This window comes from Polyangium spumosum, assembly GCF_009649845.1.
In the GTDB taxonomy this organism is placed as follows: domain Bacteria; phylum Myxococcota_A; class Polyangia; order Polyangiales; family Polyangiaceae; genus Polyangium; species Polyangium spumosum.
The window spans coordinates 137,946-153,616 of the sequence record NZ_WJIE01000018.1 but is presented as its reverse complement, the minus strand read 5'-3'; the positions used below and the strand labels follow the sequence as shown (position 1 = coordinate 153,616).

Below are 15,671 nucleotides of genomic sequence, written 5' to 3'. Positions count from 1 at the left end.
TCCCCACTGCTGCCTCCCGTAGGAGTCTGGACCGTGTCTCAGTTCCAGTGTGGCTGATCATCCTCTCAGACCAGCTACCCGTCTTTGCCTTGGTAGGCCGTTACCCTACCAACTAGCTGATGGGCCGCAGGCCCATCCCCTGGTGCGAGCTTTCATGAAGAGGCCCGCTTTTACCTCAATCTCTCGCGAGACCGTGGTCTTATGCTGTATTAGCCCTCCTTTCGGAAGGTTATCCACCACCAGAGGGTAGGTTACCTACGTGTTACTCACCCGTGCGCCGCTTTACCGGGGCCGAAGCCCTTTCTCGCACGACTTGCATGTGTTAGGCGCGCCGCTAACGTTCGTTCTGAGCCAGGATCAAACTCTCCAGTTAAACTCGCTGGAGGTCACCTCGGTCCGGCTAAAGACCGGGTGACGGCTCATGCTCTAGGCATGACGTGATTGCTCGGCCGTGCTTGCGCAGGCTCAAGCGAGGGCCACGTCACCACACGTTTGCGTGTTGCGTACAATCCAGTTTTCAAGGACCGAGCAGGGGACCTCTATGAGATCCACCTCGATCATGTGACACTGCCACGCCCGGAGGCCCGCCAGCGCCACACATCAACCACCGAGGACCGCACCTTTCGGCGCTCTTTGTCTCCCGGCGAGGGGCGGCTTTTTAGTCCGCCTCGTTTGCCTTGTCAACAATCTCGTTCCGCGAATCCGAGAATATTTTCACACTCTCCGGACTCTTGGACCTCCCGGGGACGGCACCTCGCGGCGCCCTTTGTCTCCCGGCGAGGGGCGGCTTCTTAAACCGCGTCGTTTCCCTTGTCAACAACCGACTGTCCGCGGGTCGAGATTTTTTTGGAATCTCCGAATCCTTGGACCTCACCGGGGACGGCACCTCGCGGCGCCCTGCGTCACCCAGCGAGGGGCTTCTCTAAACCGCCTCGGCTTCGTTGTCAACGGACGATGGTTCCGCGAGGACGAGAAATATTCCTCCAGGCTCACGGACCGGCCGAGGACGGCACCTCGCGGCGCCCTCTGTGTCTCTCTCGGCGAAGTGTAATTCTAATCGCCTTCATCGAGGTGAGGTGTCAACCATCCGACGCTCTCGATGACGGAGGTGAAGCTCGACGCCGTCCCTCCCCCCTCGACACGCGGCCTCGTCTCGTAAGGAGAGGCGGCCGGCGCGTCGACTCAACGCGACTTCTTCTCCTCCTCATGAGGAGGCAACGCGCCCTTGGGCTCCGACGGCTCGGGGGCCTGCTCCGCCGAAGCCTCGTTCATCGCTCCCGTGCCCTGCTGCGCGGAGCCCGCGCCCGCGCTCGATGGCTCCCAGCCGAGCTCCACGCCGCCGCGCCCCGACTCTTCATACGAGCCGCCGCCGAGCGATCCTGGCGAGCGTATCTCCGCGTCGGGCGGATGTCGCACGCCGGGTGGGAAAATCCCCTTCGATTGATCGACCTCGTCCGTGCGGCCTTTCCCCATCGTGAGAGGGTTCATCGTCCTGTCGTCGTCTTCGCGCGCCATGTCGTCCTCCACCGTGCACACGGGGTGCACTCGGCTGCGCATCGCTGCGCGCCCCGAGGCCGCGTGCATTCGATATGCCCGGACGGATGCGAGCTCTGCTTGACAAATGGGGAGCGCTCGGATATCGTGGGCGCGGCTGCTGCGGAGTACGCTTTCCTCGGGCGGGCTCCGGAGAACAAGACGGACCGAGGTTGGAATCGCGGGTCGGCGATGGATCGTCGGCGTGCGAGCGCGCGGAGACGTGTGCCCTGAGAATCGGGGCGCCTCCCGAGCTCGACGTCGCGGCGACATGGGGCCCGCGCAATTGCGTTCGTTCGTTCGTCGTGCGCCGAGAAGCGAAGCAAGCTCGTCGGCACACGGCTCGGGAAAGCAGCCATGGGCAATCTCCGCCTGGATACGGTCGTGCGCCGGCAAGACAGCGCGCTCGCCCGTATCGAGAGTCGTTTTGGTGTTCCGATCACGCTCATCGCGCGGTCCGATGTCTCCGTCGAGGCAGAGGGCATCGCGGAGCTCCTCGAATTCGTTTCCATCAAAGATACGCTCCTCTCCATCTGGGACGAGGAGCGAAGAGGCCGCATCGCGCCCTTCTGGGGCGAAGCCCCGGGTAGCCTCGCGGCCGTCGTGCTCACGCCGGATTTCCACAAAGGATCCGGCATCCCCGTGGGCACCGTCGCCGACGCGCGTGGGTTCGTCGTCCCCCGCGCCGTCGGCAACGACGTCTGCTGCGGCATGCGGCTCGTGGTCACGGACGTGACGCACGACGAGCTCGCGCCGCACATGTCCGCCCTGAAGAAGCGCCTGCGGGCGATCTTCTTCCAGGGGCAACGCGACATCCCGATGTCCCCCCGCCAGCGCGAGGCGCTGCTCCGGGACGGGCTCTTCGGCCTCCACGAGACCGCCGCCGATAACCAGGGCACGGGCATCTGGCGGTATTACGACCCCGCGCGAGAGCTCCACGATCTCGAGCGGGTCCATTTCAACGGCGCGCTGCCCACGGACGACACGTTCGCGTTCGCCAGCTTCATCCGCGCCTCGGGCAAGAACGACGGCCGGGACATCCAGATCGGATCGGTCGGCGGTGGCAACCATTTCGTCGAGCTCGGGCGCGTGGACGAGCTCGTGGACGGCCACGCGGCGCACGCCTTCGGCCTCGCCCGCGGGGCCGTAACGATCATGGCGCACTCGGGCTCCGTCGGGCTCGGGCACGTGGTGGGAGGCCATTTCATGGCCCGCGCCCACGAGCTCTACCCGAGAGGCCTCCCGCACCCGGCGCACGGGTTCTACGTGATGCCGACGTGGGGGCCGCTCGCCGCGGAGGCCGCCGTGTACCTGTCCGCGATGCGAAACGCCGCGAACTTCGCCTTCGGAAACCGGCTCTTCCTGGTGCTGATGGCGGCGCGCGCGATGAGCGAGGTCCTCGGGCGAACGGTGGAGACGCGGCTCGTCTACGACGCGCCGCACAACCTCATCTGGGAGCCTCCCGGCGGGGAAGGGCGGTATTTGCACCGAAAAGGCGCGACGCCCGCGCCGGGGCCGGATCCGTTCGAGAGCCCATTCCAGTACACGGGGCACCCCGTGATCATCCCGGGATCGATGGGCGACGCGAGCTGGGTGCTCGCGGGGCTCGGGAACGAGGCGCTGCTCGCGAGCGCCTGTCACGGCGCGGGCCGGAGCCTCACGCGGGGGCAGGCGAGCCACGTGAGCGACGACGTGTACCGGCAATCGACGGGGAAGCTCGACGTGGTGACCCCGATCGATCCGGACGCGCCGTCGCTGCGCGGGCGGCGCGACATCCTCGAGAAGTACCACCGCCGGATGAAGGAGGAGGCGCCGTATGCGTACAAGGCCATCACGCCGGTCGTGCGCTCGGTCGAGGACGCCGGCGTGGCGCGGCGGGTCGCGCGGCTCGCGCCGATTGCGACGGTGAAGGGGTGAGCGGGGGCGGGATTTTGCCCCGCTCTCCCACTTTGTTGGCCCGGGCGCGTGGCCTTCGTAGCATGCGCCCAAGGGCGCGATATGGGAAACGAAGTCGTAGGGAGCCAGGTCGCCGTGGGAGACGTTCTCGCGGGCAAATATCGCGTCGAGCGTGTCCTCGGCATGGGCGGCATGGGGGTGGTCGTCGCGGCCACCCACCTGGAGCTCCGTGACGAGCGGGCCATCAAGCTGGTGCGGCCGGAGCTCACCCACCCGCAGATCATCGAGCGATTCCTGCGCGAGGCCCGCGCCGTCGTGAAGCTCCGCAGCGAGCACGTCGCGCAGGTGTACGACATCGGGCGGCTGCCCTCGGGGGCGCCGTTCATGGTGATGGAGCTGCTCCACGGCGACGACCTCTCGGCGCTGCTCAAGAAGCAGGGCGCGTTGCCCGTACACGAGGCGGCGCTCTACGTCATGCAGGCCTGCGACGCGCTCTCGGAGGCACATGGCCGCGGGATCGTGCACCGCGACCTCAAGCCCGCGAACCTGTTCCTCACGCACCGCGAGGACGGCTCGCCGTGCATCAAGGTCCTGGATTTCGGCGTCTCGAAATACGTCCCCGAGGACGGCGAGTCGACCGAGATGGAAATGACGAGCAACGGCGACATCATGGGCTCGCCGCTGTACATGGCGCCCGAGCAGATGCGGGCCGCCCGGGAGGTCGACGCGCGGGCCGACATCTGGGCGCTCGGGGCCATCCTCTACAAGCTCGTCACGGGCAAGGCGCCGTTCCAGCGGGCGACGACGCCCGAAATTTTCATGGCCGTCCTCGGCAGCGAGGTCGCGCCGCTGCCCTCGTCGGTCCAGCCGGGCATCCCCTCCGGGCTCGAGGCCGTGATCATGCGGTGTCTGAGCAAGGACGTGGACTCGCGATTCCCGCGCGCCGCCGACCTCCGCGCGGCCCTCTCGCCCTACAGCGAACGCCGCGAAGGCTGGCCCGAGGACGAGCGCGCCTCCGCGCTGGACGACCCCCGCTCGTCGCGGGTCTCGAACAGCTCGCGGCCGATCCCGAAGAACATCGACGCCATCCTCCTCGGTTGCATCGGCAAGGACGGCAAGGACGGGGCGCGCCGCGCCGCGCGGCAGAAGCACCTCCGGGCCAGGTCGGATCCCTTCCTCAAGCGGGCCGAGGTGATCGCCGAGCCGAAGGCCCCGGCCCCCGCCACGAACGAGATCCCGCCCCCCTCGGACCCCGAGCTCTCCTGCGCCGGCAACGGCACGGTCCCGATGAGCAGCACCGATCTGCGGGCGATCCGGGATCGCGAGCTCGGGGCCGCGCGGGCGGCGTTCCCCTCGCAGCCTGCGAAACCCGCGTCCGATCCTCCGCCTGCCGGGGCCTCGGCGGCCGCGGCCCACGAGCCGATCATCGACGAGGCGACGGCGCTCGTTCCGCCGCGGCTGCCGAGCTTCCCGTCGCTCCCGCCGCCGCCTCTGCGGGCCTCCTTCCCGAGCTTCCCGTCGCCGACCACGGCCGGTCAGGCCACGGGCAACAGCATGGCGCCCTGGGACTACGCGCCGACCTCGCCAGCGCCCGCGTCGCGCCGCGCGAGATCCGTGGCGTTCGTCGCGAGCGCCACGACCGCCGTCTTCATCGTCGTCGCGCTCGTCATGGCGTTCACCACGGGCGGGCAGAAGAACATCGCGGAGGGCGCGGTTCGGGGCGCGAGCATGCGCCCCGCGTCGGGCGGCATGAGCGCCCCCGCGGAGCCGGCGGACGAACCTCCGGCCGAGGTCGCCGCGCCGTCCGCGAGCGCGTCGGCGCTCGCGGGTGAAGGCGCGACCGACCCTTAGCTCAGAACCGGCGCCCCGGGCGCCCTCGATCCTCGAGCAAGCGCGCCGAATCGGGCGCGCTCGACGCGCCTCCCGGCGCAGGAGCCCCGTTCGTCTCGACGATCCACGAGGCGATCACGAGCAATACGACACCAGCGAGCACGATGGCAGCGACGGCTGCCGACGCCATGGGCAAACGAATCCGAACGCCATCGATCTGATTCATCTCGAGCGTCACGAACACCTCCTCGGTGAAGGACGGATCAACAAAAGGTCCCGCGGGCGCGCGGCTCCGCGCCGTTTCCTCGAACCCCCTCGATGCCCCGTCCGATGCTCCAGGCCCGCTCCGGCGAGAGCGGCCGTTCATCGTCCCTCGAACGCGCACAATTTATCACGAATAGCCTGAAAATCGATACAAATCAGGGGATTGGTGGGACATGGAATGTCCGGGCGAGGGACCGACGTGACGCCGGCCCGCCGTGCGGTACGCTCTCCGGCAGCCATGAACACGCGCGCCGAGGAACGTGAGCTCGCCGGCGAGGCCCTCCGCCTGCTCGGGGTCGATCGGCTGGCCCTCGCCATTCACGACGCGAGCTTCCCCGCGGATCCCGACGAGGACATCGGCCGCGGATCCCCGTACAGCCGCGGCGCCGCGCGGTTCTTCCGCTTCGCCCGTGATCTCGGCTTCCGCGCGATCGTCCTCGGTCCGCAGGGGGATCTCTCGGCGGACAACGCCTCGCCCTACGACGGCGCCTCCTTTTCGCGCGCCACCGTCTCCATCGCCCTCGCGCCCCTCGCCCTGGATCCGGCCTTCGGCGGGCTCCTCCGCGCCGATTCGCTCGTGTCGCTCGTCGAGGCGCGCCCCCGCGCCCCCGCGGGCCGCGCGCTTCATCCGCATGCCTCCGCGGCCGTGCGCCGCGCGCTCGACGAGGCGTTCGGGGCGTTCCAGGAGAGGCGCCGGCGTGGCCTGCTCCCTCCCGCGATGGTCGCCTTCGCGTCGCGGCTCGAATCGTGGCGCGCTCGAAATGAAGGCTGGATCGAGCGCGACGCGCTTTACGCGTGCCTCGCGGCCGAGCACGGGAGCGGCCATTTCAAGGACTGGCCCGCCCTCGACGCGCGCCTCGTCGCGCCTCTCCCCGGCGACGAGTCGCGCGCCTCCGCGCGCCTCTCGGCGCTCCGCTCGCGCCACGCGGAGGCCATCGAGGCGCACGCCTTCCGCCAGTTCCTTTCACGCGAGCAACACGCCGCCCTGCGTGCGTCCCTTCAATCGCTCGGCCTCGCGCTCTACGGCGATCTCGCCATTGGCCTCGCTCCTTCGGACGAATGGTCGAACCTCGCGATCGTCCTTCCGGGGTATCGCATGGGCGCCCCGCCGAGCCGGACGAACCCCGAGGGACAACCGTGGGGGTATCCCGTCCTCGACCCGGCCGCCTGGTCGGGCGCGGCGCGGGCCTTCCTCGCGGCGCGTTCGACCGCGATGTTCGAGGCCTACGACGGCGTGCGCATCGATCACCCCCACGGGCTCGTCGACCCCTGGGTGTATCGCGCCGACGCGGCGGATCCGCTCGTGGCGGTCCAGCATGGCGCGCGCCTGCGCTCCTCGCCGGACCTCGCCGATCACCCGCGCCTCGCCGCGTTTGCCATAACGCGCCCCTCGCAGATCGACCGCGGCCTGCCTCGGCACGCGGACGGCTGGGTACGCGCGCTCGAAGGGCCGCAGGTGGACGAATACGCGCGCCTCTTCGACGCCCTCGTCTCGGCCGCAGAGGCGCGCGGACGCGCGTCCGAGACCTTGTTCGCCGAGGTCCTGAGCACGTTGCCCGCGCCGGTGGAGGCGGTGCTGGCGCGGCACGGGCTCGGTCGATTCCGGGTGACGCAGAAGGCGAACCTCGACGATCCGCGTGACGTCTACCGCAGCGAAAACGCCGAGCCGGCGGACTGGATCATGATGGGCACGCACGACACGCCCTCGATGTGGGAGCTCGCGGGCACGTGGCGTGCGGAGGGCAAGCTCGCGGCGCAGGCGGCCTACCTCGCGCGCCGGCTCGGGGCGCCGGAGCTGGAGGCGACGATCCTGCGCGATCCGGGCATGCTGGTCTCGGCGAAGCTCGCGGACGCCCTCACGAGTGAGGCCCGGAGCGTGATGATCTTCTTCGCCGACCTGTTCGGGCTCGCCGAGCGGTACAACGTGCCCGGCACGATCAGCGACGACAACTGGTCGCTACGCGTGCCCGAGGGGTGGGAGGCGGGGTATTTCGAGAAACGAAGGCGAGGGGAGGCGCTCGACCTCAGGCGCGCGCTCGCGCTCGGGCTCCGGGCGCGGGCGCGAGGGGCGTCGGGGGATCTGGAGGCGCTGGCGACGCGGCTGCTTTTGCTGACTTGAGGGGCGGCCTCACGTCCCCATCGCCCGCGCCAGCACCGCCGGCGCCGACAACCTGCCCGAGACCCGCTCCCGCCGCCGGAGCTCCGCCGCGTCGACGAGCATGCGCCCGGCCCAGCGGTACACGTTGAACTCGCTCACCATCCGCCGCATCGACAACATTCGCTCGCGTTGCTCCTCCTCGGGCATCCGCAGCGCCGCGGCCATCGCGTCGCCGGCCTGGCCGAGGTCGTACGGGTTCACGATGAGCGCCTCGGTCAGATCCCGCGCCGCCCCGGTGAACTGGCTCAACACGAGCACGCCGTTTTCGTCGTCGCGGGCCGCGACGAACTCCTTCGCCACCAGGTTCATCCCGTCGTGCAGGCTCGACACGTAGCAGAGCTCCGCCGCGCGATAATATCGGAACACGGTCGGCGGCTCGTGGTGCGCGCGCAAGAGGACGATCGGGCGATACGCGCCCCCGCCCCAGCGGGCGTTGATCTCGTCGGCCAGCGCCTCGACACGATCGTTGAGCTCACGATACCGAGCGATCTTCGTCCGGCTCGGCGCCGCGAGCTGCACGAACGTGAATCGACCGCGGAACTCCGGGTGCCGCGTGAGCAACGCGTCCACCGCCTGGAGCCGCTCCTCGATGCCCTTCGTGTAATCGAGCCGGTCGATGCCCACGCCCATCAGCGCGTCCTCGGGCAAGCCGAGCTCCTCGCGCACCGAGCGGCGGCACGCCCCCACGGAGGGCAATTCCTCCAGCCAGTGCACGGGCCATTCGATGGAGATCGGGTACGGCCGGACCAGGCTCCGCCGCGACCCCTGCACGATCGCGTTCGCCTCCCGATCGATGCGGCTCTCCATGAACGTGTCCACCGCTTCGATGAAATTGTTGCAATGTTGCTGCGTGTGAAACCCGACGATGCTCGACCCGAGCAGCCCCTGGATGATCTCCTCCCGCCACGGGCAGATGCCGATCCGCTCGGCGCTCGGCCAGGGGATGTGCCAGAACGTCAGGATCGTCGCGCGCGGCAGGCGCTCGCGGATCATCCGGGGCGCGAGCGCGAAATGGTAGTCCTGCACCAGGATGATCGGATCCTCGGTGTCGACCTCCTCGCAGACCGCGTCGGCGAACTTGCGGTTCACGCGGACGTAATGCTCCCAGTCCTCGGCCCGGAACACGGGGCGCGCGTGCGCGACGTGGCAAAGCGGCCAGAGCCCCTCGTTCGAGAAGCCGTAATAATACCCGTTCTCCTCGGCCTCGCTCAGCCATACCCGCCGGAGGCTGTACGACTCCTCCCCGGGCGGCACTTTTACGTGCGCGCGCGCGTCGGCGGTCTCTTTATCTGCGCTGCCGCTGCCGTGCGCGACCCAGACCCCCGAGCACGCGCGCATCACGGGCTCGAGCGCGGTCACGAGCCCGCTCGCGGGGTGCAGGACCTTCACGCCGTCGGGCGTCTTTTCGTGGATGTAGGGCTCGCGGTTCGCGAGGATGATGACCCGCTCGCCTTCGAGGTGGCTCGTCAGCGTGGATCGCAGCCGCTCCGGGTTCCACGCGCCGCCGCGCGCCTCCCGGTCCCGCTCGCTGGCGAGGCGCTCGACGAGCGCACGCACGTCCCCGACGAGCGGCTTGAACCCACGCGGCACGTCGCCCGACAACGCCCGACGCAGCTCACGCGTCCAGACCCGGAACGCCAGCCGCTCCGCGACCATCGTGATCACGGACGCGCCGAGCGAGAGCACGAAAAACGCCGCGAGCAGGATGTTACGTGTCGTCGCCTCGCGCCGCTCCAGATAGCTGAGATCGTGCACGAGCAGCACGCGTCCGAGGTCCTTGCCCTCGGACGCGAGCCGGATCGCGCTCACGTGCACGCGGCCGCCGGGCAGCTCTTCGGTCGTCGTCCAGACGTTCGCCTCGGCGCTGTCCTCGTCGTCCCCGAGACGCGCGAGGACCCAGCGGCACCCGAAATCGAGGGGATACGCGGCCGTCGCGGCGAGGCGCTCGCCGTCGAGGGAGCACGCGGCCGTGCCCATCACGCGCTCGTCCCGGGTGATGTCGTCCAGCGTGGCGACGAGCCCCTCGTGCCCGCGCGCCCAGTTCCGCGCGAGCAGCGGCTTCGTGGCGGTCACGACGAGCAGAGAACGACCACGCAGATCCGCCTCGAACCAGCGGTGCGTCGTGCGCGTCAGGGCGACGTACCCGATCCCGGTGATCAAGGCGAGCCCGCAGAGCAAGAGCAGCAGGAAGCGCAGAAGGCGCGGCATCGATCCCCCCCGGGTTCAGAGCCGACTCAATTTCAATCGATGGGTAACACGTCTTCGGCCCTCCGCTTCGCCAAAAACACGAACATCGAAGGCACGAGGAAGAGCGACAGGAAGGTCGAGGAAGCGAGTCCGCCCGTGACGGCGAGGGCGAGCGGGCGGTTCGACTCCGTGCCGTGCTCGAGGCCAAGCGCGGTCGGCAAGAGGCTGATGATGGTGGCGAGGCTCGTCATCGCGATGGGGCTGAAGCGGGCCCGCCCGGCCTCGACGGCGGCCTCGAGGACGTCCTTGCCGGCCTGGAAAGACCGGTTGGCGTGGTCGACGAGCAGGATGCCGTTCGACACGGCGATGCCGATGACCATCAGGACGCCCATGAGCGCGGGGATGGAGAAGCCCGTGCGCGCGCCGAGCAGCGCCGCGACGATCCCCACGAGGCACACCGGGATCGTGAACAACATGACGAGCGGCAGGCGGAGCGACTTGAACTGAATGGTCATGATCATGAAGACGACCATGACGGCGAGGCCAAGCGCGACGCCGAGGCCGCCGAAGGTCGAACGCATCAGCTCGACCTGACCGGCCATGGCGAAGCGTAGGTCGCGGGTGCGTGGATCCTTCTTCAGCCGCGACTCGAGCTCCGCGGCGGCCGTGCCGATATCCCGCCCCTCGGTCTGCATGAGGACGTGCGAGACGCGCTGCAGGTGGTTGCGCTCGATGGAGATCGGGCCCGCGAATCGCTCGATCGCGCCGTAGCTGCCGAGGGTGACGGCGCCGGATGCGAGCGCGAGGACCGGGATCTCGCGCAGCCGGTCGGACTCGCTCACGACGCTCCGATCGTACGCGGTGACCACGTAATACGATTGCCCGTTCGAACCGTCGACCCAGACCGAGGGCTTGTTGATGTTCCCGAGCGTCGCCTCGAGCGTCGTCTGCGCCGCGGCGCGCGCCGACACGCCGACGAGGCCCGCCTCCTGCCGATCGGTGGCCACCCGCAGCTCCGGATAATCGAGCTGCAGGGTCGTGTAGATGTCCCGCACGCCCGGCACGGTCCGCGCGACCTCGGCGACGGCGCGCGCCTGGGCGTCGAGCTCTTCGAGGTTGTCGCCGCGCACCTCGACGACCAGCGGGGCCATGTATCCGTTCGAGAAGACGCTGGCCACGAGCCCGCCGGGCGCCTGCAAGAAGTCCACGCCGGGGAAACGCCGCGCGAGGATGGAGCGCATCTTGTCCGCGATCTCGCGCTGCGAGTGCTTGCGCTTCTCGGGCGGCACGAGCGCGACGCGCAAGAAGCCCATGTGGGGACCGGCGTTCGGGCTGTTCATCTTCGCGCGCGCCTTGCTCGGGGCGCCCACGTTCATCAGCACGAGCTCGACCTCGTCCTTCGGCAGCTCCTCGCGCAGCGCGGCGCCGATCTCCTGGAAGATCCGCGTCGACTCCTCGAGCGAGGTGCCGGGCGCGACGCGCACGTACACGCGCTCCATCGACTCGTCGATCTCGGGGAAAAACGCGCTCGGGAGCCTCGACGCGCCGAACACGCTGGCCCCGACGAGCACGAGCGTCGCGAGCACCACGGCGCCGCGGTGTCCGAGCGCCAGGCGCAGCGCCGCCGCGTACGCCCCCGAGAGCTTGTCGACGGCCTGCTCGCACGCGCGCGCGAGCCGCCCCGGCTCGCCGTGGCCGAGCAGATAGCGGCACGCGACGGGCGTCACGAGCATGCTCACCAGGTAGCCGGCCACCATCGCCGAGGCGACCGTGAGCGCGAGCGGCGTGAACAGCTTCTTCGCGAGGCCCGTGAGCAGCACGACGGGCAGGAGCACCGCCATCGTGCAGAGCGAGGCGGCGAGCGCGGGCCCGGCGACGAGGCTCGCGCCCCGGAGCGCCGCCGTCGCGTCGTCGTCGCCCGCGAGCCGCCGACGGTGGATGGATTCGAGCACGACGACCGAGATGTCGACCAGCGGCCCCATGGCCAGCGTGAGCCCGCCCAGCGTGAAGGCGTTGAGCGACTGGCCCGTCGCGTAGAGGACGAGCAGGATCACCGCGAAGCTGAGCGGCACGGAGATGGCCGCGATGAGCACCGAGCGCCCGCTCTGCAGGAAGATCAGGATGACGCCCGCGATGAGGAAGAGCGCCTGCACGATCTCGCGCTGCAGCCCCTTCATCGCGCCCTTCACGAACGTCGATTGGTCGAAGATGGGCTGCACCATCATCCCCGGGGGCAGCTCGGGCAGCTTCGCGAGCGCCTCGCGGATCGACTCGACGATCTGCACCGTGTTCCCGCCGGGGATGCGCAGCACGTTGAGGTACACGGCCGTCTTGCCGTCGACGGAGACGAACTGCGTGGGCAACGTGCCGCCGTCCTCGACCGTGGCCACGTCGCGCACCAGCACCGGGTGGCCGCCGACGAGCTTCACCACGGCCTCGCCGATGTCGGAGACACGCGGCGCGACCGCGTTCGTGTAGACGTTCGCCTCGAAGCCCGCGGCCATGAAGCGGCCCGACGGCAGGAGCGCGTTCGCCTTGTCCACCGCCGCCGCGATCTCGCTCGAGGTCACGCCGCGCGCCTGGGCGCGCACGGGGTCGACGACGATGTTGATCTGCCGCTCGCGCCCGCCGTTCGGCGAAGCGCTGGCGACGCCGGGGATCCCCTCGATGATGGGCTCCACGGTGTTGACCGCGAAGTCGTAGAGCTGCGGCCCGCTCAGCCCGCCGCCGTGCACGGCGACCTGGATCACGGGCGCGTTCGAGGGATCGTACTGCAGGACGAACGGCGGCAGGACGCCGAGCGTCTTCGGCACGGACGACATCGCGAAGGCGACCTGCTGCTGCACGAGCGACTGCGCCGCGTTGAGGTCGGTGCCCCACTTCAGCCACACGTAGATGACGCTGAGGCTGTTTCGGGACTCGCTCTTGATGTGGTCGACGCCCGGCGTGGCGGCGATGAACTTCTCGAGACGCCACGTGATCGTCTTCTCGACGTCCTTCGGCCCGAGCCCCGAGGCGAGCGTGCCGACGATGAGCACGGGCGGCGTGAGCTCGGGGAAGGTGTCGACGGCCATACGCGGCGTGACGACCGCGGAGAACACCATCAACGCGAGGCTCACCACGAGCACCGCGAGCGGGTTCTTCAGCGCGAGGCGGCTCATCGGACCGCTCCCCCCGCGGGCTCGGACGTGGAGGCGGGCACGAGCGAGGGCACGGGCGCGGCGGCGCCTTCGACCTTGGCGCGCACCACGTCGCCGTTCTTGAGCTGCGCGCGGCCCTCGAGCACGACGAGGGATCCGGGCAGGATCGTGGGCTCGACGAAGAGGCTCTTGCCGGTCTCGCCGAGGACACGCACCGTGGACTTGCGCGCGACGTCCCCCTCGACGACGACGACGGTCGCCTTCTTGCCCCGCACCGTCGCCGCGCGCAGCGGGACCTCGACGGCAGGCTGCGCCTCACCCACCTCGGTGAAGACCTCGGCCGTGGTCCCCACGGGCAACGTGCGGTCCGGATCGGTCACGTCGATCTCGACGTGCAGCGTGCGCGTCATCGGATCGGCCGCCGGGGAGCGACGCGTGACCCGGGCCGTCATCTCCCGCCCCGTCGCGAGCAGGCGGAGCTTCACCTCCGCGCCCGGCGTGACGGCCGCGAAATCGACCTCGGGCACGTCGGCCGTCACCCGGACGATCGCGCGATCGACCATCGAGACCAGCGGCGTCCCGGGCCGCACGAAGGTGCCGGGATCGATCGCGCGGCGCGTGATCTCGCCGTCGAACGGCGCCTTGAGCACGCAGTCGTTCACCGCGAGCGCCTTGCCCGCGAGCTCGGCGCGCAGCGCCTTCAGTTGTGCCGCGGCCGCGGCGCTCTGCGCGGCCTTCTGCTCGCCTTCGTTCTTCGAGACGAAGCCCTGCTCGACGAGGGTCTCGAGCCGCGCCGCCTCGCTCGCGATCGCCCGCTGTTGCTTGTCGAGCGCGCGGGCCTGCATGGCGACGGCCTGGCTGCCGGCGCTGGCGTTGCGGCAGTCGAGCGTCGCGAGCACCTGCCCGCGCTTGACGATGTCCCCCGGCCGCACGAGCACCGTCTCGACGTACGCCGCGACGAGCTGCGGGCCGACGTTCGCCTCCTGCCACGGCGCGAGCGTGCCCACGAAGCGCCGCGTCGGCCGGTACGTCGCCTTGCGCGCGGGCACCACGGTCACGCCCTTCGGCTGCGCGGAGAGTGGCGTCACCTCCGACGAATTCGCGCGCGCGAGCAGCGCCGCGCCGCCCCCGAGCGCCACGAGGAGCAGCCCGCCGATCGCGCCCATCACCCGACGATCCATCCGCTTCATCAGCGCACCTCCGCTGCGGCCCGCTCGAGCGCGGCCCGCGCCCTCGCGACCTCGAACCCGCCCACCGCGCGCTCGACCTCGGCCTCCACGCGCAGCGCCTCCGCGTCGACGAGCTCGAGCATCGTGCCGAGCCCCGCCTTGAAGCGCGCCTCGGCCTGCTCGTGGCTGAACCGCGCCGCTCGGACCGCGCGCTCCAGCGCCCCGAGCGCCTGACGCGCGGCCACGAGCCCGAGGTACGCCTGCCGCACGGCCGCCTCCTGCATCACGCGTGTCGCCTGGAGCTCCGCCTCGCGCGCGCCCTCGACCTCGCGGAGCGCGTCGCGGCGCGCCGCGAGCACGGGATCGTAGATCGGCACGCTGAGCACGACGCCCACGTTCCAGTTCGGCACGAGCGGCGCGAAGCCGTGCCCGCCGACGGTCGAGCCGCTCGACGGCGTCGCGCCGCCCGCGCGCCCGGAGATCGCCGCGGTCAGGAAGAGATCCGGGCGCATCTGCGCCGCGGCCGCGCGTGTCTCCGCCTTCGCGACGTCGACACGCGCCTGCGCCTCCTGGACCTCCGCGCTGCCTTCGCGGCCGCGCTCGAGCAGCGTCTCCAGGGGCCCGAGCGCCTCCTCCTCGTCCTGCGCGCCGCTCGCGTCGAGCGCCGCCTCCGGCACGCCCACCACGGCCGCGAAGACCGCCTGCGCGGCGGCGAGCGCGCCCTCGGCCCGCACCTTCGCGACCTCGAACCGCGCGACCTCGGCCTCTGCGCGGGCGAGATCGACCTGCGTCCGGAGGCCCGCCTCGACGCTCGCGCGTGCCGCGTCTCGATGCGCCGAGGCCCTCGTCGCGCCCTCGTCGGCCGCCTGCGCGACGGACCTCGCCGCGCGCACCGCCCAGTACGCCTCGGTCACGCGCAGGGCCACGTCGAGCTTCGCGCCCTCGGCGCGCGTTCGCTCGAGATCGGCCTGCGCCATGGCCGCCGCGGTCTGCGCGGCGATGCGCCCGAAATCGAAGATCTGCTGCCGCACCCCCACGGCCACGAGCGTCGAGGCGTACGGCGTCAAGTTGGGCTCGGGTGAGATATGCGTCGCGCCGATCCGGGGCAGATCCACGCGTGGGTTCGACAGGATCGTCGCGGTCGAGTTGTTGATCGTGGAGCCGATGAGCTGCGCGGTCGCGCCGACGGTGGGCAGCCACTGCGCCCGCGGCACCGACGCCGCCGCCCGCGCCGCCTCGACGCGCGCCCGCGCCGCGAGCAGATCCGGGTTCCGCTTCTCGGCGAGCGCGATCGCCTCGCGCAGCGAGACCGCCCGCACGCCTGGTGGTGGCGCCGCCGCCGCCCCGGCCTCCGCGGACGAAACACGCGGCGCCAAGGAAAGGGCGAGCGAGAGCACCACCGCCCACCGCCGCCGCACGATACGAACCCCGAGAAGCATGGAGTCCGTAGGAGCACCAACGATGCCAACGGCCTCCACCCCCGGAACACCGGGG

Annotated in this window: 9 protein-coding genes and 1 rRNA gene; 3 read left to right on the top strand and 7 right to left on the bottom strand. The window is 70.5% G+C overall.

Annotated elements, in window-relative coordinates; all coding sequences use genetic code 11:
• Nucleotides 1-373 (bottom strand): 16S ribosomal RNA (locus GF068_RS37550); the annotation flags it as partial.
• Nucleotides 374-1,182: 809 nt separating this feature from the next.
• A complete protein-coding gene (locus GF068_RS37545) occupies nucleotides 1,183-1,515 on the bottom strand; it encodes a hypothetical protein (protein WP_153824371.1) in 333 nt (110 codons plus the stop codon).
• A 375-nt stretch (nucleotides 1,516-1,890) separates the two neighbouring features.
• On the opposite strand from GF068_RS37545, the gene GF068_RS37540 reads away from it, so the two are divergent.
• Together GF068_RS37540 and GF068_RS37535 are read left to right on the top strand one after the other, a co-directional pair.
• Nucleotides 1,891-3,450 carry an RtcB family protein gene (locus GF068_RS37540; protein WP_153824370.1) on the top strand — a complete coding sequence of 520 codons (1,560 nt, stop codon included), beginning with the start codon at nucleotides 1,891-1,893 and terminating at the stop codon, nucleotides 3,448-3,450.
• Nucleotides 3,451-3,564: 114 nt separating this feature from the next.
• A complete protein-coding gene (locus GF068_RS37535) occupies nucleotides 3,565-5,280 on the top strand; it encodes a protein kinase domain-containing protein (protein WP_170319903.1) in 1,716 nt (571 codons plus the stop codon).
• Nucleotide 5,281: 1 nt separating this feature from the next.
• Here the strand turns inward: GF068_RS37535 and GF068_RS37530 are convergent, their stop codons facing one another.
• Nucleotides 5,282-5,497 (bottom strand): hypothetical protein, encoded by a 216-nt coding sequence (locus tag GF068_RS37530; protein ID WP_153824368.1) that lies wholly within the window; start codon nucleotides 5,495-5,497, stop codon nucleotides 5,282-5,284.
• A gap of 264 nt (nucleotides 5,498-5,761) precedes the next feature.
• Between GF068_RS37530 and GF068_RS37525 the strand changes: the two genes are divergently transcribed.
• Nucleotides 5,762-7,642: a 4-alpha-glucanotransferase gene (locus GF068_RS37525; protein ID WP_153824367.1), complete on the top strand. Its 1,881-nt coding sequence runs from the start codon at nucleotides 5,762-5,764 to the stop codon at nucleotides 7,640-7,642.
• 9 nt (nucleotides 7,643-7,651) lie between these two features.
• Here GF068_RS37525 and GF068_RS37520 read toward each other — a convergent pair whose 3' ends face one another.
• Genes GF068_RS37520 through GF068_RS37505 form a run of 4 tightly spaced genes read right to left on the bottom strand, consistent with a single transcriptional unit; the run spans nucleotide 7,652 to nucleotide 15,616 of the window.
• Nucleotides 7,652-9,889, bottom strand: coding sequence for an alpha,alpha-trehalose-phosphate synthase (UDP-forming) (locus GF068_RS37520; protein WP_153824366.1), 2,238 nt, complete (start codon nucleotides 9,887-9,889; stop codon nucleotides 7,652-7,654).
• A 32-nt stretch (nucleotides 9,890-9,921) separates the two neighbouring features.
• Nucleotides 9,922-13,029 carry an efflux RND transporter permease subunit gene (locus tag GF068_RS37515; RefSeq protein WP_153824365.1) on the bottom strand — a complete coding sequence of 1,036 codons (3,108 nt, stop codon included), beginning with the start codon at nucleotides 13,027-13,029 and terminating at the stop codon, nucleotides 9,922-9,924.
• The gene (locus GF068_RS37510; RefSeq protein ID WP_153824364.1) at nucleotides 13,026-14,198 is read right to left on the bottom strand and encodes an efflux RND transporter periplasmic adaptor subunit; all 1,173 of its coding nucleotides are present in this window, start codon (nucleotides 14,196-14,198) and stop codon (nucleotides 13,026-13,028) included. Before GF068_RS37510 ends, GF068_RS37515 begins: the two co-directional genes overlap by 4 nt.
• Entirely contained in the window at nucleotides 14,198-15,616 is a 1,419-nt protein-coding gene (locus GF068_RS37505; RefSeq protein WP_153824363.1) for a TolC family protein, read from the bottom strand. Before GF068_RS37505 ends, GF068_RS37510 begins: the two co-directional genes overlap by 1 nt.
• Nucleotides 15,617-15,671 lie beyond the last annotated feature (55 nt).

Coding starts and splice junctions, on each gene's coding strand:
- GF068_RS37545 (WP_153824371.1), bottom strand. CDS start 1,515: ATGGCGCGCGAAGACGACGACAGGACGATGAACCCTCTCACGATGGGG.
- GF068_RS37520 (WP_153824366.1), bottom strand. CDS start 9,889: ATGCCGCGCCTTCTGCGCTTCCTGCTGCTCTTGCTCTGCGGGCTCGCC.
- GF068_RS37510 (WP_153824364.1), bottom strand. CDS start 14,198: ATGAAGCGGATGGATCGTCGGGTGATGGGCGCGATCGGCGGGCTGCTC.
- GF068_RS37515 (WP_153824365.1), bottom strand. CDS start 13,029: ATGAGCCGCCTCGCGCTGAAGAACCCGCTCGCGGTGCTCGTGGTGAGC.
- GF068_RS37540 (WP_153824370.1), top strand. CDS start 1,891: ATGGGCAATCTCCGCCTGGATACGGTCGTGCGCCGGCAAGACAGCGCG.
- GF068_RS37505 (WP_153824363.1), bottom strand. CDS start 15,616: ATGCTTCTCGGGGTTCGTATCGTGCGGCGGCGGTGGGCGGTGGTGCTC.
- GF068_RS37525 (WP_153824367.1), top strand. CDS start 5,762: ATGAACACGCGCGCCGAGGAACGTGAGCTCGCCGGCGAGGCCCTCCGC.